This window comes from Micromonospora sp. NPDC005254 (assembly GCF_042872525.1).
In the GTDB taxonomy this organism is placed as follows: Bacteria; Actinomycetota; Actinomycetes; order Mycobacteriales; family Micromonosporaceae; genus Micromonospora.
In genome coordinates, this window is sequence record NZ_JBIAKM010000001.1 from 436,440 (window position 1) to 455,123 (window position 18,684).

The window sequence follows — 18,684 nt, forward strand, 5'->3', positions numbered from 1 at the left end:
GCAGGGCACTCGGAAGGAGCCCGACATCACCAGCGAACTCCCGCGTCTCGCGGCGGTGACCCGGCCGCACCGGGGAGGCGGCCTGGCCGCGTCCCCAGTTGTGCCGTACCCGCACGGTGGCCTGGCGCGGCACGCCAACCTGCCGCCCGGCGAGCGGTTGCGGGTGCTGCTGGTGGAGGACGACGAGGGTGACGCCTTCCTGGTCGGTGAGCTGCTCGCCGAGACGAACTCGATGATCGACCTGGTGGTCGCCACCAGCCTCAGCGAGGCGCGGCAGCGGATCACCGGCGTCGACTGCGTCCTGCTCGACCTGGGCCTGCCCGACGCGCAGGGGCTGGACGGGCTGCGCCAGGTGCTGGAGATGCCCAGTGGGGCCGCCGTCTGTGTGCTGACCGGCCGCTCGGACGAGCACATGGGCATCGTGGCCGTCGCCGAGGGCGCACAGGACTACCTGGTCAAGGGCCAGGTCGACGGGGTGCTGCTGACGCGGGCGCTGCGCTACGCGGTTGAGCGCAAGCGCGCCGACGTGAACGCCCGCCGGCTGCGTGAGGTCGAGTTGCGCCAGGCCGAGTCGGCGCGACTCGAACGTGGCCTGCTGCCCCAACCGTTGATGACGACCGACCAGGTGGCGGTGCACACGTTCTACCGGCCGGGTCGGCACGCCGCGCTGATCGGCGGAGACTTCTTCGACGTGGTGCAGACCCGTCCGGACCGTCTCGACCTGATCGTCGGGGACGTCTGCGGGCACGGGGTGGACGAGGCCGCGCTCGGTGTGGAACTGCGGGTGGCCTGGCGGGCCCTGGTGCTCGCCGGGGTGCCGGACGACGAGGTGCTGCCCGCACTGGAGCAGGTGCTGATGAGTGAGCGCCGACTTCGGGAGATCTTCGCGACGGTGGCCACCACCCGACTCGACCTGGACGCCAACCGGGCCACCGTCCGACTCGCCGGGCATCCGCCGCCGCTGCTGCTCTCCGGTGGCCGGGTCGTCCCGGTGCCCGCGCCCGGCGGCCTGCTGCTGGGCGTACGACCTCGCCGGCCGATCGCCTACGACCTGGAGTTCGACACCGATGACTGGTCCCTGCTGATGTACACCGACGGCCTGATCGAGGGGCGGGTGGGCGCCGGCAACGAACGGCTCGACGTGCCGGGCCTGAGCGGGCTGCTCGACGAGCCGGCCAACCGGGAGGTGTCGCTGCCCGAACTGCCGGCCTGGCTGGTCGGTCGGGCCGAGCAGATCAACGGCGGCCCGCTCGCCGACGACGTGGCCATGCTGCTGGTCAGCCGGGGCGGTGGCCGGTGAAGCCGGTGAGCGGCGGCTGGAGTCTGCGCCGCCGGGTCATCACGCTGCTCACCGTCGTGGGCGTGCTGCTGATCGGCCTGGCCACCGCGGAGGCGGCGATGGCCGCCCGCAACCGCACCCAGATCGACGCCATCCTGAACCAGACCGGCCCGCTGCGGGTGCAGTCGCAGGTGCTGCTCAACGCGGTGCTCGACCAGGAGACGGCGGTTCGCGGGTACGCGGTCAGCGGTGACCCGGCTGATCTGAGTCCGTACGAGGCGGGGCTCGAGCAGGAGAAGGCCACCATCAGCGCGATGCGGGCGCTGCTCGACGACTACCCGCAGATCGGCCAGGAGCTGCGGGTAGTCGAGGAGAGGGCCGAGCAGTGGCGGGGGGCCGTGGCCGAGCCGGTCATCGCCACGACCGAACAGGATGGCACCCGCGCCGGCCAGGCGTTGGTCACCGAGCAGGCCCGGCAGCGGTTCGACGAGGTGCGCTCGGCCGTCGACGACCTCCAGCAGGAGATTCTGGCCGCCCGGGAGCAGTCCGCGGCGGACGTCCGCAACAGCAGCAACGTGCTGGTCATCCTGTTGATCATCGCGGCCGTGGTGGTGGTCGTGGCCGGCGCGGTGCTGCTGCTCTCGCTGGACCGGATGGTGATCCGGCCGCTGACCGGGCTGGCCACCCAGGTCCGCGAGGTCGCCGAGGGCGACTACCAGCACCGCATCGCCACCGTCGGCCCACCGGAGTTCATCCGGCTCGGCGACGACGTGGACGCGATGCGCCAGAAGATCGCCTCCGACCTGGCCGAGGTGCGGGAGGCCCGCGAGCGCATCGAGTGGGTCAACAGCCAGCTCCAGAAGCAGGCCGAGGAGCTCACCCGGTCCAACCGCGACCTGGAGCAGTTCGCGTACGTGGCCTCCCACGATCTGCAGGAGCCGCTGCGCAAGGTGGCCAGCTTCTGCCAGCTGCTCCAGCGCCGCTACGCCGGGCAGCTCGACGAGCGGGCCGACCAGTACATCGCCTTCGCGGTGGACGGCGCGCAGCGGATGCAGCGCCTGATCAACGACCTGCTCGCGTTCTCCCGGATCGGCCGGCTCACCACCGGCTTCGTCGACGTCGACCTCAACAAGGTGATGGGCGACGTGGCCGGTCAGACCGAGGCTGCCCGGCAGTACGCCGACGCCGAGCTGACCTGGACCGAGCTGCCGGTGATCCGTGGCGAGGAGCCGCTGCTCACCAACCTGCTGGCCAACCTGGTCAGCAACTCGATCAAGTTCCGCCGTCCCGACGTGCCGCCGAAGGTGCACATCTCGGCCCGGCTGGTCGGGGCCGAGTGGGAGATCAGCTGCCAGGACAACGGCATCGGCATCGAGCCGGAGTTCGCCGACAAGATCTTCGTGATCTTCCAGCGGCTGCACTCGAAGGACGCGTACCCGGGCACCGGCATCGGGTTGGCGATCGTCAAGAAGATCGCGGAATATCACGGCGGCCGGGTCTGGGTGGACACCGACGTACCGGAGGGCACGGCCATCCGGTTCACCCTCCCGGCACGTCCCGAGGACGTGGAGGCGGCTGCCGCCACCGACCCCGCCGAGCAGCCGCAGCCGGCCACGCCGGGGGACACGACGCCCGCGGACGAGGCGTCGTCCGCGCTGCCGGAGCACTCCGCCGGAGCGGACCAGCCGGACCGGGCCGACGGGTCGCCGGAAAGCGGTAGAACGGGTGACATGAGGGAGACGGTGGGATGACCGCGCCGGCGGACGGCAAGAGCCCGATCGAGGTCCTGCTCGTGGAGGACGATCCGGGTGACGTGTTGATGACCCAGGAGGCGTTCGAGGAGCACAAGCTGCGCAACCGGCTGACCGTCGTCTCCGACGGCGCCGAGGCGCTCGCCTACCTGCGGCGGGAGGGCCAGTACGCCGACGCGCTGGCGCCCGACCTGATCCTGCTCGACCTCAACCTGCCCCGCCGCGACGGCCGCGAGGTGCTCGAAGAGATCAAGAAGGATGACGAGCTGCGCCGGATTCCGGTGGTCGTGCTCACCACCTCCCAGGCCGACGAGGACATCCTGCGCAGCTACCAGCTGCACGCCAACGCCTACGTGACCAAGCCGGTGGACTTCGAGCGCTTCATCGCCGTGGTCCGGCAGATCGACGAGTTCTTCGTCAGCGTGGTCAAGCTGCCGCCTCGTGGCTGACACCCTGCTCGACGACGTCGGTGACCTGCTCCTGGAGGCCGCCGACCAGGTCGTGCTGCCGCTGTTCCGCAAGCTCGACGACGCCGACGTGTCGGAGAAGGCGCCCGGCGAGGTGGTCACCGTCGCCGACCGCCGCGCCGAAGAGTTGATTTCCGCTGGGCTGCGCAGGCTGCGGCCGGGCTCGACGGTGGTGGGTGAGGAGGGTGTCGCCGACGATCCGGGGCTGCTGCGGCACCTGCGCGACAGCGGAGACGTGTGGCTGGTCGACCCGGTCGACGGCACCGCCAACTTCGCCGCCGGCCGCCGGCCGTTTGCCCTGATGGTGGCCCTGCTGACCGACGGCCGCCCGACCGCCGGCTGGATTCTCGACCCGTTGGCCGGGACGCTGGCCGCCGGTCGGGCCGACGAGGGCACCCTGGTCAACGGCCAGCCGGTCGACGCCGCCGACGCCGTGCCGCCACTGGGCGACCTGCGCGGCGCGGCGATGACGCGGTTCCTGCCGGCGGAGGCCCGCGACCGGGTCCGCGCCGGCGGTCGGCGGCTCGGCGAGCTGCTGCCCGGCCAGCACTGTGCCGGCCGGGAATACCTCGACATCCTCACCGGCGAGCAGCAGTTCACCCTCTTCTGGCGCACCCTGCCGTGGGACCATGCGCCGGGCACCCTGCTGGTCCGCGCCGCGGGGGGTGTCGCCCGCCGGTTCGACGGCGTCGACTACCACCCGGCCGACGATGGCCGCGGGCTGCTGGTCGCGGCCAACGAACAGGTCTGGGCCGAGGTGCACGAGGCCCTGCTCGGCTCCTGATCCGCACACCGCGCGGCGTCTCCAGGCCGTGTGACGGACGTCCGCGCCGCGACTCCAGGCCGTCGACGACGACGGCCGTGGCGCGTCTCCGCCCACTGTGCGACGACGGCCAGCGCGGCATCGGCGCGCAGTGCGCGACGACGGCGGCACGCTGTGTCGACACTGGGGCCGGCGGGCGGTCGCGGGGCTGGTCACCGGCGCGCGTTCCGGTATTGTGACCGGCGGTCTCCGCCAGCAGGCCGCCGACCGGCGCCGGCGGGGACGCCGCCGCGCAGAGGTCACCGGGGGCCGGCGGTCGACGGAAGGACGCTGTCGTGCCCAGGACCAGGCTCAGCCAGCGGCGCGTTCGCCGCGTACTGCTCCCTCTGCTCACCGCCGTCGCGCTGGTGCTCGCCGGCGGGGTGCCCGCGTACGCCGAGCCCGGTGAGGGCGGCACCAAGAAGTTGCAGGACGCGCTGGAGCTGACCGCCAAGGGTCACATCGAGGCCAAGGCCAAGCTGGACAACTCCAAGCGCCGGCAGACGGCGTTGACCGGCGAGCTGAAGGCCGTCGAGGTTCGGCTGGTCGGGCTCACCGCCCAGGTCGGCGAGGTGGCCGCGCAGTCGTACCGGGCCGGTCGGCTCACCCCGACGGCGATGCTGCTCAACACCGCCACCCCGCAGGCGTTCCTGCAACGGGCCGCCGACCTCGACCTGATGGCCCAGCGGGACAGCAAGCGGCTGCGCGATCTCACCGAGGCCCGGCAGCAGGCCCAGCAGGCCAAGATCGCCATCGACACCGAGGTCCGTGAGCAGCAGAAGCAGCTCGCCGTGATGGCGAAGAAGAAGAAGGAGGCCGAGGCGGCTCTCGCCGAGGTCAGCTCGGGCAGCAGCAACGGTTTCAGCGGCGGCAGCTCCACGTCGGCGAAGCCCGCGCCGCGCAACTCCGACGGGTCCTGGCCGTCGGAGTCCTGCTCGGTGAAGGACCCGACGACCTCGGGCTGCATCACCCCGCGCACCCTCAACGCGCTCAAGCAGACCCAGGCCGCCGGCTACAAGCGGCACGTCTCCTGCAAGCGTGAGGGCGGCGGCGGCGAGCACCCGAAGGGGCGGGCCTGCGACTTCTCGGCCGCCACGAACGGCTTCGAGGACAAGAACGCGACCGGCGGCGACAAGGCGTACGGGGACAGCCTGGCCGCCTGGCACGTGCGCAACGCCGACCGGCTGGGTGTGCTCTACGTGATCTGGTACCGGCAGATCTGGCATCCGGGCACGGGCTGGCGGTCGTACAGCGGCAGCGGCAGCCCGGCCGCCAGCCACACAAACCATGTTCATCTTTCGATGTACTGACCCGAAGCGCCCGCTTCGCTGCGTACCATCGCGACGATGAGCTCCCCACCGTCCGACGTCGCGACCACGCCGGTCTCCTCGGGCCCGTCCGTGCCGGTCACCGGCCGGGCGCTGCCCGGCGGCCTGGCCGCCTTCCTGGTCTTCTTCGCAAGCGGCGCCGTGCTGGTGCTGGAGACGGTCGCGCTGCGCCTGGTCGGCCCGTACGTCGGGGTGACCCTCCAGGTGACCAGCTCGGTCATCGGCATCGCGCTGGCCGCGATCGCGTACGGGGCCTGGGCCGGCGGCTGGCTCGCCGACCGGCGTGACCCACGCGGTCTGCTGGCGCCCGCCCTGGTGCTGGCCGGGATCGCCACCGCCGTGACCCTGCCCGTGGTGCGCTACGCCGGGGAGGTCCTGCGGGGCGGGGCGGCCAGCGCCATCCTGCTGCTGGTGGCGCTCGCCGTGTTCGTGCCGGCGGCGCTGCTGGCCGCGGTCACCCCGCTGGTGGTGAAGCTCCAACTCGCCGACCTGCGTCGTACCGGCCAGGTGGTCGGCCGGCTGTCCGGCATCGGCACCCTGGGCGGCATCACCGCCACCCTGCTCACCGGGTTCGTGCTGGTCGCCGCCCTGCCCAGCACGGTCATTTTGCTGTCGCTGGCGGTGGCGCTCGGGCTGGCCGGCATCGGCCTGGGGTGGTATCTGCGGCGGCAGGCGCGCACCGACCTGCCCGGTCCGGCCCGTACCCGGGCCGCGCTGGCCGTCCTCGGCCTGCTCGGGGCGGGGCTGACCACCATCGCGCCGAACCCGTGCGACATCGAGACCGCGTACCACTGCGCCCGGGTCACCACGGACCCGCTCCGGCCCAGCGGCCGGACGCTGCTGCTCAACTCGGCCCAGCACTCGTACGTCGACCTGGCCGACCCGAAACACCTGGAGTACGCGTACACCAAGTGGATCGGCGCGGTCGCCGACGTGGTCGCGCCGGCCGGGCAGCGGTTGGACGCGCTGCACCTGGGCGGCGGCGGGTTCACCGTGCCGACGTACCTGAGCGCCACCCGACCGGGCACCGACAACGTGGTGTTCGAGATCGACGGCGGGCTCGTCGAGCTGGGCGAGCGGGAACTGGGCGTACGCCCGGGGCCGGGCCTGCGAACGGTGGTGGGCGACGCCCGCATGCTGGTCGCCGGTGAGCCGGCGGACAGCCGCGACCTGGTCGTCGGCGACGCGTTCGGTCACCTGGTGGTGCCCTGGCACCTGGCGACCCGGGAGATGGCCGCCGAGATCCGGCGGGTGACCCGCCCCGGCGGCGTGTACGTGCAGAACGTCATCGACTACCCGCCGCTGCGGTTCATCCGCGCCGAGCTGGCCACGGTGGCCGCCGAGTTCACCCACGTCGCGTTGATCGCCCCGCCGGAGGCGCTCGCCGAGGAGCGGGGCAGCAACTTCCTCATCGTCGGCTCCGACGCGCCGTTGCCGCTGGCCGCCGTCCGCGCCCGCCTCGACGAGGTCGACCGGAGCGTCAGCCTGCTCTCCGGCGCGGGCCTCACGGACTTCATCGGGGAGGCGACGGTGCTGACCGACGACTACGCCCCGGTGGACCAACTGCTGGCGACCGCCTGAACGGGTGATATTCCTGACCGATTCCGATCCTTCAGGTGTAGCCCGGTCTCCTGCGGGCAACAACGGCCACCATGGGCGGTGGGGACCGGAACGGCGCACAACTCCTCGATGAGCGGTACCGGCTCATCGAGCAGCTCGGCGCGGGCGGCATGTCGGTGGTCTGGCGCGGTTACGACGAGGTGCTGGGCCGCCAGGTCGCGGTGAAGGTGCTGGCCTCGCGGCTGGCCAGCGACCGGGCCTTCCGGCACCGGATCCGCATCGAGGCGCAGGCCGCCGCGCGGCTCTGCCACCCCAACATCACCAACGTGTACGACTACGGCGAGTCCCACCAGGTCGGCATCACCGTGCCGTACGTGGTGATGGAGCTTGTCGACGGCGGTTCGCTGGCCGGCCGACTGGGCCGCGAGGTGCGGCTGCCGTGGCGTGCGGCGGTGACCATCGGCGCGGAGGTCAGCTCGGCGCTGGCCACCGCGCACGCTCGCGGGGTCGTGCACCGCGACGTCACCCCGGGCAACGTCATGCTCACCTCGACCGGGGTGAAGGTGGTCGACTTCGGCATCTCCGCGCTGGTCGGGGAGAGCGAGAAGGGGCCGGACGGCGCGCTGCTCGGCACGCCCGCGTACCTCGCGCCGGAGCGGCTGGACAACGGCCAGGTCTCCCCGGCCACCGACGTGTACGCCGTGGGGCTGCTGCTCTACCGGATGCTCACCGGCCGGCTGCCGTGGGAGGCGAACACGACCACGCAGATGCTGCGTGCGCACATGTACAGCGACCCGGACCCGATGCCGGCGGTGCCCGGACTGCCCGACGCGGTGACCGACCTGGTGCGGCGCTGCCTGGCCAAGCGCCCCGCCGACCGGCCGACCACCGCCGAGCTGGCCCGCACCCTCGCCGAGGCGGCCGGCATGCTGGCGGCGGTGCCGGTGTCGCCGGCGGCCGGTCCGCTGGATCCCGCCGAGCTGGCCAACGCCGGCACCACGATCCTGCCCTGGTCGGCGGAGACGGACGCGCTTCCGCTCTCGCGTACCCGGCGCAGCCGCGACCGACGGGTGAACCGGCGGCGGCGGCGGGTGGAGGCCGGGGTGGCAGCCGTCGGGCTGATCGCGGTCACCGGGGCGATGTGGGGGTTCACCTCCCGCAGCCCCGCCAGCGGCGAGGACCGGCCCACGACCGAGGCGCGGATGGGCCTGCCCGAGACGGCCCCCTGCGAGGTGGCGTACGCGCTGCGCACCGACTCCGGCAAGGACTTCACCGCCGAGCTGACCCTGACCAACACCGGTGACCGCGAGCTGCGCGACTGGACGATGAACTTCACGTTCCCCGGGCAGCAGACGGTGACGAAGGCGGAGCCCGCCCCGGTGCAGCAGCAGGGCGGATCGGTGCAGATCCGGCCCGCTGCGCAGCGGACGATTCTGGCGCCGGGCGCGGCCGAGAAGCTCACCCTCGCCGGGACGTACAAGGGGGCTAACCCGTTGCCGGTGGAGTTCCGGCTCGGCGACGCGACCTGCAGGGTACGCGTCTCCGGGGTGGCCGGGACGACCCCGTCCACGGCCCCGCCGAGCAAGGCTGCCCCGACGAAGGCCCCGACGAAGGCACCGACCAAGAAGACGACGGTACGCAGCGGCTCCGGCGGTGCCGCGCCGAAGCCCAAGCCCCCGAAGCCCGCCAAGGCCCCCGCGAAGGAGCACGCGAAGCCGACCGACGCCAAGGGGCCGGGTGGTCCGGGAAAAGGGTGAAGGCGCCCCATAAGCGCGCCGCGCACCACAAATGAGGCGTCAGCGTCGCCCCGCGAACCGCTGCACCTGGTCGATCCCACCCTCCACGACCAGCACCCCGCCCTGCTGCAGCTCGGTGTCGTCCGAGGCGTACCGGAAGCGTTCACCCGGCACCTTCGCGCCGATCACCCGGACCCCGTAACGCTCCTCCGGGCGCAGGTCGAGCAGGGTGCGACCGGCCAGCGACTGTGGCACACGGACGGTGGCGATCGCGAAGTCGTCGTCGAACTCGATGAAGTCGAGCAGCCGGCTGACGATCAGGTGGGCCACCCGGTCCCCGGTCTCCGCCTCCGGAAAGATCACGTGGTGCGCGCCCACCGACGACAGGATCTTGGCGTGCTTCTGCGAGGTGGCGCGGGCCCAGATCTGCGGCAGACCCAGCTCGACCAGCGCCAGCACGGTGAGCACGCTCGCCTCCACCGAGGCCCCGATGGCCACCACGGCCCGGCCGAAGCTGGTGACGCCGAGCTGCCGCAGGGCGCCCTCCTCGGTCGTGTCCGCCTGGACCACCCGGTCGAGTTGGGTCGAGAAGCGCTGCACCTGATCCGGGTCGCGGTCGATGGCCAGCACCTCACGGTCCATCCGGGTGAGAGCGCCGGCCAGGTGGCACCCGAACCGACCCAGCCCGATCACCACGATGCCGCTGCCGTCCGATCGTCTCGCCGACACCTCGACCCTCCTTCTCGTCAGCCGACAATGGGTTGTTCCTGGGGATAGCGGTAGAGCCTGCGCCGGGTGTTCAGGGCGATCGCCGACCCGAGGGTGAGCGGACCGACCCGGCCGATGAACATCAGCACGGTCAACACCACCTGGCCGCTGGGCGGCAACTCGCTGGCCAGACCGATGGTCAGCCCGGTGGTGCTGAACGCGGAGGTGACCTCGAACAGGGCGGCGATGAACCGCACGCCCTCGGTGAGCAGCAGCAGGAGCATCGTTCCGGCCGTGACCAGCGCGACGCTGAGCAGGGCCACGGTGACGGCCTGCCGCTGGCTGGCGGTGGCCACCCGGCGGTGCCCGACCGTCACGTCGGGCTCGCCGCGCAGCTCCGCCCAGATGGTGAACGCCAGGAGGAAGAACGTGGACACCTTGATGCCACCGGCCGTGCTGGCGCTGCCGCCGCCGATGAACATCAGCACGATCAGCAGCGGGTAGCTCTCCTCCTGCAGGTCCGTGATGTTCAGCACGTTGAAGCCACCGGTACGGCTCAACGCGATCTGGGTGAAGGACGCGAGCACCTTGCCCTCGGCGTCGTACAAGCCGATGGTGCTGACGTTGGTCCACTCGGCGGCGAGCAGGCCGACGACGCCGAGGATCAGCAGCGCCACGCTGCCCCAGATGGTCAGCTTGGTCGCCACCGCCCAGCCCGCCGGCCTGCGCCACTCGCGCACGGCCTCGAACAGGGCCGGAAACCCGAGCCCGCCGACGATGGCGCCGAACGCCAGCGGCAGCGACACCCACGGATCACGATCGAAGGCCAGCAGCCCGTCCGAGTAGAGCGCGAAGCCGCCATTGTTGAACGCCTGGACGGCATGGAACACGCCGGACCAGAGGGCCCGACCAGGCGTGTAGTCGTACGCCCACCAGAGGCGGCTGGCGACCAGCGCAATCATCACCGCCTCGCACGCGAAGACGGTGACCGCGATCCGCCGCAGCAGCCGGGCCACGTCACCGACCCCGAACTCCGCCGTTTCGGCCTGCACCAGCAGCCGGTTGCGCAGCCCGAGCCGGCGCGAGACGACGAGGATGACCAGCGCCGCGGCGGTGAGGATGCCGAGACCACCGAGCTGAGTGAGCAGGGTGATCACCACCAGGCCCCAACCGGACCAGTAGTTGGGGGTGTCAGTGACGGCCATGCCGGTGACGGACACCGCCGAGGTGGCGGTGAACAAGGCGGTGACCAGGGACGGACGCTGGTGCTGGATGGTCGACCAGCGCGCCAGCAGCAGCGCGGTGCCGAGCAGGATCGGCACCAGGAACCCCAGCGGCACCAGCCGCACGGGGTTGCGGAGTAACCGGCGCACCAGACAATCTTCCTTTTCCGGGTGGCAGCCCGAGTGGGAACGCCCATTCCGGAGATTCACCTGCCGGCCAGTCATCGACCAACTTCCGGTCAATCTCGGGCGGTCTGCTGTCTGCGACATCCCTCGATGACAGGAGACGGCGTTGCGACGTACCCTCTCGATTTTCGGTGTGGCCGGCGCGCTGCTCGCCGCCACCGCCGTGGCCGTGCCCACCCTGGCCGCCGCCGACCCCTCGACCGGGGTCGACCGCGCCCGAGGCAACGACCGGCCGATCGTCATCGGTCACCGGGGCGCCAGCGGCTACCGGCCGGAGCACACCCTGGAGGCGTACCGGCTGGCGATCCGGATGGGTGCCGACTACGTCGAGCCGGACCTGGTGTCCACCTTCGACGGTGTCCTGGTCGCCCGACACGAGAACGAGATCTCCGGCACCACCGACGTGTCGACGCACCCGGAGTTCGCCGGCCGGAAGACGACGAAGACCATCGACGGGGTCGCCGTGACCGGCTGGTTCACCGAGGACTTCACCCTGGCCGAGCTGAAGACGCTGCGGGCCAAGGAGCGGCTGCCGCAGGTCCGCGTGGCGAACACCGCCTTCGACGGACGCTTCGAGGTGCCCACCCTCCAGGAGGTCATCGACCTCGCTCGCACCGAGGGGCGGGCACGGGGCCGCACCATCGGCATCTACCCGGAGACCAAGCACCCGACCTACTTCACGTCGATCGGACTGCCGCTGGAGGAGCCGCTGCTGAAGGTGTTGCGGCAGAACAAGCTGGACCGGAAGAACTCGCCGGTCTTCATCCAGTCGTTCGAGACGGCCAACCTGCGTCGACTGAGCCGGCTGACCGACGTGAAGCTCGTCCAGCTGCTCGACGCCACCGGCCGCCCGTACGACTTCACCGCCGCCGGCGACACCCGCAGCTACCAGGACCTCGCCACGGCGGCCGGCCTGAAGTGGATCGCCGGGTACGCCGACGGCATCGGGGCGAACAAGAACCTGATCGTGCCCCGCGACGCCGCAGGCAAGCTGCTCGCCCCGACGAACGTGGTGCGTGACGCACACCGCGAGCGGCTGCTCGTGCACGCCTGGACGTTCCGCGCGGAGAACCAGTTCCTCCCCGTGGACTTCCGGATCGGCACCGACCCGAACGCGCGCGGCGACATCACGTCCGAGTACGAACTCTTCCTCGGCCTGGGTCTGGACGGCGTCTTCAGCGACCACCCGGACACGGCAGTCGCCGCCCGCGCCGGCCTCGCCGACAACTGACCTCGGCCCGGAGCTGACCCGCTCCGAGCCGACCACCGGGCCGATCACGCCCGGCCCACACGCTGGCCCGTCGTCCGTCACCTCGGACGCCGGGCCAGCGGCGTCTCCGGCACAGCCCGCAGGCCCAAGACCCGCCGACCTCTTGTACGGGACGCCCCACTCGACCGGAGCCACTTGCTGTGTTGAGCGGTATACCTGTGAGTCATAAAAATGACTCACAGGTATACCGCTCAACAGGAGATGGCTCGCCCGACGGCGACACTCCCCAAGGTCGCGCTCGATCCAGGATGTAGTGGCCTCGCCGTGCTCCCGAGGCCACTACATCAACGATCGAGCACGATCTTGCGAGGGCCGTACGGCTGACGGCTGAGCGGCGGATGGCTCGGCGGGACACACCTGTCGATCCATCCGTGGCGCTTCGGGCTATCGGGAGGCCTGGGCCGAGGGTGGTAGTGCGGCCCGCTGTAACCCCGGGCCACCCCCTTCCTGTTACTTGTGTGTTTCCGCCACATAGCTCGTGGGTGACGTCACTTCTAGCGTGAGCCGACAACACAGCATCCTGTCCTCACCTGGAGTCGCGATGACGGTCCGGCACACGCGGCGGGCGTTCCTCTCCGCCGCCACGATGATGGCTGCGGCGCTCGCCGCAACGGCCTGTGGTAGCCCGCAGGACACCGCCACCGGCGGCGGCGACAGCGCCGCCCCGGTCAAGGTTGGCCTGGTGTACTCCCAGTCGGGAGCCCTGGCCAGCTACGGAAAGCAGTACGTCGAGGGGTTCAAGGCGGGGTTGGACTTCGCCACCAAGGGCACCGGCAAGGTGGGTGACCGGAAGATCGAGCTGACCGAGGTCGACGACGCCGGCGACCCGGCCAAGGCGGTCTCCGCCGCGAAGGACCTGATCGGCAAGGGTACGAAGATCATTGCCGGCTCGACCGCGTCCGGTGTGGCGCTCCAGGTCGCGCCGATCGCGGCGCAGAACAAGGTTCTCTTCATCTCCGGCCCGGCCGCTACCGACGCGGTGACCGGGGCGAACAAGTACACGTTCCGCTCCGGCCGGCAGTCCTACCAGGACGTGGTGACCGCCAAGTCGTTCATCGGCGACCCGGCCGGCAAGAAGGTCGTGGTCTTCGCCCAGGACGGCGCGTTCGGCGACGCCAACGAGGCGGCCGTCAAGGCGGTCATCGGTAGCGCCGGCGCCACCGTGAGCAGCGTCCGGGCGCCGGCCAGTGCCACCGAGTTCACGCCGTTCGCCAGCCAGATCAAGGCCGCCAAGCCGGACCTGCTCTTCGTGGCCTGGGCCGGCACGACCGCCCCGGCCATGTGGCAGACGCTCGACCAGCAGGGTGTGCTCTCCTCCACCACGGTCGTCACCGGCCTGGACATCCGGGCCTCCTGGCCGACGTTCGGGGCGGCCGGCGCGAAGATCTCCTTCCTCTCGCACTACTTCGACGGTGCGTCCGACACCGAGGCCAGCAAGGCGCTCAAGGCCAAGGTGAACACCATCGACCTGTTCCACCCGGACGGCTTCGCCGCCGCCCAGATGGTGGTCCGCGCGGTGCAGGAGGGCGGCGACGACGTCGACAAGATGGTCACCGCGCTGGAGGGCTGGAGCTTCGACGGGGTCAAGGGCAAGATGACCATCCGGGCCGCCGACCACGCGCTGCTCCAGCCGATGTTCCAGGCCAAGCTGACCGGCAGCGGCACCGCCTTCACGGCGACCGCGCAGAAGAGCCTCACCGGTGACGAGACCGCGCCGCCGGCCGTGGCGATGAAGGGCTGATTCATGCTCGCCACCCGCGGTCTGACCTGGCGGATCGGTGAGGTCGCCATCGTCGACAGCGTCTACCTCGACCTGGCGCCCGGGGAGTTCCTGGGCGTGATCGGGCCGAACGGCGCCGGCAAGACCTCACTGTTCAACCTGATCACCGGCCTGCGCCGGGCCACGGAGGGTCGGATCACCCTGGACGGGCAGGACATCGGTGGGCTTGCGCCGCACCGGCGGGCCCGCCTCGGTCTGGGCCGTACCTTCCAGGCGTCGTCGGTCTTCGGCTCGCTCAGCGTGCGGGAGAACGTCCGGCTCGCCGTGCAGGCGCACCGCGGGGGCTCGATGGCGCTGTGGCGGCGGGCGGCGGCCGACCGGGAGGTCGCCGCCGCCGCCGACGCGGCGCTCGACCGGGTCGGCCTCGCCCACCGGGGTACGGCGATGGCCGGCACCCTGGCACACGGCGAGAAGCGCAAGTTGGAGATCGCTCTGCTGCTGGCCGGTGAGCCGCGGGTGATGCTGCTCGACGAGCCGATGGCCGGCGTCAGCGCCGAGGACGTGCCCGAGCTGGTCGCCGTCATCAAGTCGTTGACCGGGGACAGCGGTCGGGCGGTGCTGATGGTCGAACACCACATGGACGTGATCCTCGAACTGGCCGACCGGATCGCCGTCATGCACCACGGCGCGCTGCTCGCCTGCGACACCCCGGAGACGGTGATGGCGAACCCCACCGTGCAAGAGGCCTACCTGGGGGAGTCGCTCTGATGGAACCGATCCTCAGCGTGGAGGACCTGTCGGTCCGGATCTCCGGGCTGCACATCCTCCAGGGGGTGTCCTTCACTGTCGCCCCGACCGGGGTGACCGTCCTGCTCGGCCGCAACGGGGTCGGCAAGACCACCACGCTGCGCGCGATCGTCGGCCTCACCCCGCCCGCCGGCGAGGTCCGCGGCACCATCCGGATGGGCGCGCAGAGTCTGCTGGCCCGCCCCACGCACCGGCTGGTCCGCGGCGGTCTCGGTTACGTGCCCGAGGACCGCTGCGTCTTCGCCGGCCTCACCGTCGCGGAGAACCTGCGGCTCGCCGAGCGGCGCGGCACCACCCCGGCGTACGACAAGGTCTTCGCGCTCTTTCCGGAGCTGGACCGGCGCGGACGCCAACGGGCCGGTTCGCTCTCCGGCGGGCAGCAGCAGATGCTCGCGATCGGGCGGGTGCTGCTCAATGACAACCGGCTGCTGCTGGTCGACGAGCCGACCAAGGGGTTGGCGCCGAAGGTGGTGACCGAGGTGGCCGAGGTGTTGGAACGGGTCGCGGAGTCGGTGCCGGTGCTGCTCGTCGAGCAGAACCTGGCGGTCGTACGCCGGCTGGCCCGCGACGCGGTGGTGCTGGCCGCCGGCAAGGTGGCCTGGACCGGCGACGCCCGGGAGCTGCTGTTGGAGACGGCGCTGACCAAGTCGCTGCTGGGTGTGGGCTCGGCGGAGGTGAACCACTGATGGGCACCGTGATCCTCTTGACGCTGACCGGGCTCGGCCTGGCGGCGCTGTACTTCCTCGTCGCGTCCGGCCTGTCCCTCGTCTTCGGCCTGGCCGACGTGCTCAACTTCGCGCACGGACTGTTCCTCGGCGTCGGCGCGTACGGCACCTGGTGGGCGGCGGGCAATCTGCCCGGTGCCGGCGGCGACGGGTTCGGCTTCGTGTTCGCGGTCGCCTTCGGGGTGGCCGCCGGCACGCTGGTGGCGATCCTGGTCGAGCTGGTGCTGATCCGCCCGCTGTACTCCCGCACCATCGAGCAGGTGCTGGTCACCGTCGGGCTGTCGCTGGCCGGGGTGGCGTTGCTCCAGGCCACCTGGGGTGCGGACGCCCGGCCGTTTCCACGGCCGGACTGGACCCGGCAGGTGACCGGGATCCTCGGCGCGCAGGTGCCCAACGGTGGCCTGCTGCTGATCGTCGCGGCGGTGCTGGTGCTCGGCGCGATCCTGGCGTTCCTGCGCTGGACCCGCTACGGCCTGGTGATCCGGGCCGGGGTGGAGAACCGGGAGATGGTGACCGCGCTCGGCATCGACGTCCGCAAGGCGTTCACCCTGGTCTTCGCGATCGGTGGGGCGGCCGCCGCGCTCGCCGGTGCGCTCGGCGGGGTCTACTTCGGCACCGTCTCGCCCGGGCAGGGCGGCTCGCTGCTGATCTTCGCGTTCATCGTGGTGGTGATCGGCGGGATGGGCTCGGTGGTCGGCTCCGCGTACGCGGCGGTCGTGGTCGGGCTGGTGCAGCAGTTCGTCAACTACTACGGCACGTCCGGGCTGGGCGACATCTGCGTGGTCGGCCTGCTGGCCGTGGTGCTGCTGCTGCGCCCGCAGGGCATCGCCGGAAAGGTGGCAACGGCATGACGGTGATCGACGCGCCTCCCGCGCAGGTACCCGACGAGTTGACCCCGCAGCGGGGGCGGTGGCACCGGGTCCGCCCGTTCCTGCCGCTGGTCGCGCTGGCCGTGCTGGCGATCCTGCCGTACTCGACGATCTCCCTGCCGGGGATCTTCGAGGGGCCGGTCAACTCACCCGGCACCCTGCAACTGCTCGCCATCTGCCTGATCTTCGGCGGGCTGGCGGCCGGGTACGACCTGCTCTTCGGCCGGACCGGGATGCTCTCCTTCGGGCACGCGCTGTACTTCGCTGCCGGTGTCTACGGCACCGACATCCTGGTCACCCGGGCCGGCCTGCCGCTGTGGCAGGCGGCGCTGCTGACCATCACCGGGGGAACCATCCTCGCGGCGCTGCTCGGCGCGGTGGCGCTGCGGACCGTGGGCATCGCCTTCGCCATGGTCACCCTCGCCTTCGCCCAGGTCGGCGCGATCCTGGTGGCCCGGGACTTCGGCGGGCTCACCGGCGGCGAGGAGGGTCTGCCGCTGGACGTGTCCGGGCTGCCCGCCGGGCTGGTCGGGGTGACCAACACGGTCAACCTGTACTGGTTGGCGCTCGCGTACCTGACGCTTGTGGTGTTCGTGGTGCACCGGGTGAGCGGGTCGCCGACCGGTCGGGTGCTCGCCGGGCTGCGTGACGACGAGCGGCGGATCGGCGTGCTCGGGCTGGACCCGTACCGCTACAAGCTGGTGGCGTTCACCCTGGCCGGCGGGCTGGCGTCGACGGGCGGGGTGGTCTACGTCCTGATCGTCGGCGGCGCGTCGCCGCACATCACCTCGTCCGAGCTGACCCTGTCGCTGCTGGTCATGGTGGTGCTCGGCGGGCCGGGCACCCGGTGGGGGCCGGTGCTCGGTGGGGTCCTCTACATGTACCTGGACCACCGGCTCACCGCGTTCGGCACGAGCGACGCGGTCGACAACCTGCCGGCCGTCCTCAGTCACCCGCTGAGCCAGCCCCTGTTCGTCCTGGGCACGGTCTTCATCCTGGCCGTCTACTTCTTCCCCGGAGGCATCACAAGCCTCGCCCCCCGCCTGGCCCACCTGACCAGATCCCTCCGCCCCCCACGCTGACCCCTCTGTCGATCATGAAGTTATTGCCACGACACGCCGTCGCGGATGGCGATAACTTCATGATCGATGGGGTTCTGTGGATGGCCGAGGGGCACGGCGGCTCGGTCCTCGGCCGCTGAGCACGCCACGCCGACCCGCAGCGCACTGAGCACGCCACTGTCCGCGGACGACGACAGGGCGGCGGCCCCCCGTGTGGCCGCCGCCCTCTGCGTCGTGGATCAGCCGTTCAACAACTCGTACGCCATCGCCGGCGCCTTCGTGGCGGCGGCGCCGGTCGGCATGCTGATCTTCGGCGCGCTGCCGTAGTCGGCGTACTTCACGACGTAGTCGTACGCCTTCGCCTTGCCGGCGGCCGGCATCTTCAACGTCAGCGAGGCCAGGTGCTTGTCCGCGCCGACCACCGCGGTGAACGGCACCTTCTTGGCGGCCTCCCCGAGGGCCGCCGCCTCGCCCTCCTCCAGCGCCTTCGACGCCTCCGGCTCGCTCACGTCGATGAACCCGACGTACTGACCGGGGCTCTTCTCCTCGACCGAGGTGGCCGCCTGGATCAGCGGACCGGCGTTGCCCTGGTCCACACCGTCGTAGGACGGGACGCTCTCGGCGTCGGTCAGCTTCGCGCGGTCCAGCTTCATCCACTTGTCGGGGAACTTCGGCAGGCCGGGACGGCCGCTGAGCTTCACCTTCACCCAGTACTGCTCCTCGATCACCAGGAACGACATCTTCAACGCGATGCCGTCGGAGTCCGGCGGCATGACCATGTTGAGTTCGAGTCCCTTCGCCGCCGGGTCGACCCGGCCGTCGACGGTGCTCGACGCGTCCTTGCCGCTCAACCGGAACGCCCCCTCGGTGCCGTCCGGGACGGCGTCGAGGAGCCCCTCCTTCGGACTGACGCTCGGGCTGGCGGACGGGCTGCTCTGTGGCGCCGCGGCCGGTTCGCTCTTCGACCCGCAACCCGCGAGCAGGGTGGTCGCGGCCAGCACGGCGGCGGCCGTACCGACCGTCCGTCGGATGGTGCCGGCGGTGCCCGTTGCCTGTGTCATCGCACTTCTCTTTCTCGCTGCCTGGCTTCTGCCGACGACGATGCTGCCGGCCGGCACGGCGGTTCGGCTGCCGATATGCTGCCGTCCGGCTGCCGGGCACTGCCGTCCGGCGCTCGCGGGGGTGTCAGGAG

16 protein-coding genes are annotated in these 18,684 nt (G+C 71.5%); 13 read left to right on the plus strand and 3 right to left on the minus strand.

All coding sequences use genetic code 11. From position 1 onward, the window contains the following. Positions 1 to 100: 100 nt before the first annotated feature. The 7 genes from ACFYPR_RS02120 to ACFYPR_RS02150 all read left to right on the plus strand — a co-directional run bounded on the left by ACFYPR_RS02120 (position 101) and on the right by ACFYPR_RS02150 (position 8,944). Entirely contained in the window at positions 101 to 1,300 is a 1,200-nt protein-coding gene (locus tag ACFYPR_RS02120; protein WP_355135510.1) for a fused response regulator/phosphatase, read from the plus strand. Further along, complete coding sequence (locus ACFYPR_RS02125) at positions 1,297 to 3,030, plus strand: ATP-binding protein (protein ID WP_355135508.1); 1,734 nt, start codon at positions 1,297 to 1,299, stop codon at positions 3,028 to 3,030. Before ACFYPR_RS02120 ends, ACFYPR_RS02125 begins: the two co-directional genes overlap by 4 nt. After that, complete coding sequence (locus ACFYPR_RS02130; protein WP_354854435.1) at positions 3,027 to 3,479, plus strand: response regulator; 453 nt, start codon at positions 3,027 to 3,029, stop codon at positions 3,477 to 3,479. The genes ACFYPR_RS02125 and ACFYPR_RS02130 overlap by 4 nt, the downstream gene beginning before the upstream one ends. Further along, positions 3,472 to 4,281, plus strand: coding sequence for an inositol monophosphatase (locus ACFYPR_RS02135; protein WP_355064560.1), 810 nt, complete (start codon positions 3,472 to 3,474; stop codon positions 4,279 to 4,281). Before ACFYPR_RS02130 ends, ACFYPR_RS02135 begins: the two co-directional genes overlap by 8 nt. Positions 4,282 to 4,595: 314 nt before the next feature. Then, positions 4,596 to 5,609 carry a hypothetical protein gene (locus ACFYPR_RS02140; RefSeq protein ID WP_354854432.1) on the plus strand — a complete coding sequence of 338 codons (1,014 nt, stop codon included), beginning with the start codon at positions 4,596 to 4,598 and terminating at the stop codon, positions 5,607 to 5,609. Between the two features lie 36 nt (positions 5,610 to 5,645). After that, complete coding sequence (locus ACFYPR_RS02145; RefSeq protein WP_387258341.1) at positions 5,646 to 7,208, plus strand: fused MFS/spermidine synthase; 1,563 nt, start codon at positions 5,646 to 5,648, stop codon at positions 7,206 to 7,208. A 71-nt stretch (positions 7,209 to 7,279) separates the two neighbouring features. Further along, complete coding sequence (locus ACFYPR_RS02150) at positions 7,280 to 8,944, plus strand: serine/threonine-protein kinase (protein WP_355064563.1); 1,665 nt, start codon at positions 7,280 to 7,282, stop codon at positions 8,942 to 8,944. Between the two features lie 39 nt (positions 8,945 to 8,983). Here the strand turns inward: ACFYPR_RS02150 and ACFYPR_RS02155 are convergent, their stop codons facing one another. Beyond that, positions 8,984 to 9,652 carry a TrkA family potassium uptake protein gene (locus ACFYPR_RS02155; protein WP_355064565.1) on the minus strand — a complete coding sequence of 223 codons (669 nt, stop codon included), beginning with the start codon at positions 9,650 to 9,652 and terminating at the stop codon, positions 8,984 to 8,986. 17 nt (positions 9,653 to 9,669) lie between these two features. Beyond that, a complete protein-coding gene (locus ACFYPR_RS02160) occupies positions 9,670 to 11,004 on the minus strand; it encodes a TrkH family potassium uptake protein (protein WP_387258344.1) in 1,335 nt (444 codons plus the stop codon). A gap of 142 nt (positions 11,005 to 11,146) precedes the next feature. Here ACFYPR_RS02160 and ACFYPR_RS02165 point away from each other — a divergent pair, with 142 nt between their 5' ends. The 6 genes from ACFYPR_RS02165 (at position 11,147) to ACFYPR_RS02190 (ending at position 17,513) form a co-directional block, all read left to right on the plus strand. Continuing rightward, positions 11,147 to 12,271, plus strand: coding sequence for a glycerophosphodiester phosphodiesterase (locus ACFYPR_RS02165; protein WP_387258346.1), 1,125 nt, complete (start codon positions 11,147 to 11,149; stop codon positions 12,269 to 12,271). A gap of 580 nt (positions 12,272 to 12,851) precedes the next feature. Next, complete coding sequence (locus tag ACFYPR_RS02170) at positions 12,852 to 14,051, plus strand: substrate-binding domain-containing protein (protein ID WP_266246453.1); 1,200 nt, start codon at positions 12,852 to 12,854, stop codon at positions 14,049 to 14,051. A 3-nt stretch (positions 14,052 to 14,054) separates the two neighbouring features. Continuing rightward, on the plus strand, positions 14,055 to 14,798 hold the full coding sequence (locus ACFYPR_RS02175; protein WP_354854420.1) for an ABC transporter ATP-binding protein: 744 nt from the start codon (positions 14,055 to 14,057) through the stop codon (positions 14,796 to 14,798). Continuing rightward, the gene (locus ACFYPR_RS02180; protein WP_354854418.1) at positions 14,798 to 15,523 is read left to right on the plus strand and encodes an ABC transporter ATP-binding protein; all 726 of its coding nucleotides are present in this window, start codon (positions 14,798 to 14,800) and stop codon (positions 15,521 to 15,523) included. The genes ACFYPR_RS02175 and ACFYPR_RS02180 overlap by 1 nt, the downstream gene beginning before the upstream one ends. Continuing rightward, a complete protein-coding gene (locus ACFYPR_RS02185) occupies positions 15,523 to 16,413 on the plus strand; it encodes a branched-chain amino acid ABC transporter permease (RefSeq protein WP_354854416.1) in 891 nt (296 codons plus the stop codon). The genes ACFYPR_RS02180 and ACFYPR_RS02185 overlap by 1 nt, the downstream gene beginning before the upstream one ends. Continuing rightward, positions 16,410 to 17,513 carry a branched-chain amino acid ABC transporter permease gene (locus tag ACFYPR_RS02190; RefSeq protein WP_355067738.1) on the plus strand — a complete coding sequence of 368 codons (1,104 nt, stop codon included), beginning with the start codon at positions 16,410 to 16,412 and terminating at the stop codon, positions 17,511 to 17,513. Before ACFYPR_RS02185 ends, ACFYPR_RS02190 begins: the two co-directional genes overlap by 4 nt. 218 nt (positions 17,514 to 17,731) lie before the next feature. On the opposite strand, the gene ACFYPR_RS02195 is transcribed toward ACFYPR_RS02190, so the two are convergent. Then, entirely contained in the window at positions 17,732 to 18,553 is an 822-nt protein-coding gene (locus ACFYPR_RS02195) for a hypothetical protein (protein ID WP_387258348.1), read from the minus strand. Positions 18,554 to 18,684 lie beyond the last annotated feature (131 nt).

Bases quoted from the DNA above. Each gene is read 5' to 3' on its own strand.
- ACFYPR_RS02130 (WP_354854435.1), top strand. From the start codon at position 3,027: ATGACCGCGCCGGCGGACGGCAAGAGCCCGATCGAGGTCCTGCTCGTG.
- ACFYPR_RS02195 (WP_387258348.1), bottom strand. From the start codon at position 18,553: ATGACACAGGCAACGGGCACCGCCGGCACCATCCGACGGACGGTCGGT.
- ACFYPR_RS02175 (WP_354854420.1), top strand. From the start codon at position 14,055: ATGCTCGCCACCCGCGGTCTGACCTGGCGGATCGGTGAGGTCGCCATC.
- ACFYPR_RS02185 (WP_354854416.1), top strand. From the start codon at position 15,523: ATGGGCACCGTGATCCTCTTGACGCTGACCGGGCTCGGCCTGGCGGCG.
- ACFYPR_RS02190 (WP_355067738.1), top strand. From the start codon at position 16,410: ATGACGGTGATCGACGCGCCTCCCGCGCAGGTACCCGACGAGTTGACC.
- ACFYPR_RS02170 (WP_266246453.1), top strand. From the start codon at position 12,852: ATGACGGTCCGGCACACGCGGCGGGCGTTCCTCTCCGCCGCCACGATG.
- ACFYPR_RS02150 (WP_355064563.1), top strand. From the start codon at position 7,280: ATGGGCGGTGGGGACCGGAACGGCGCACAACTCCTCGATGAGCGGTAC.
- ACFYPR_RS02145 (WP_387258341.1), top strand. From the start codon at position 5,646: ATGAGCTCCCCACCGTCCGACGTCGCGACCACGCCGGTCTCCTCGGGC.
- ACFYPR_RS02180 (WP_354854418.1), top strand. From the start codon at position 14,798: ATGGAACCGATCCTCAGCGTGGAGGACCTGTCGGTCCGGATCTCCGGG.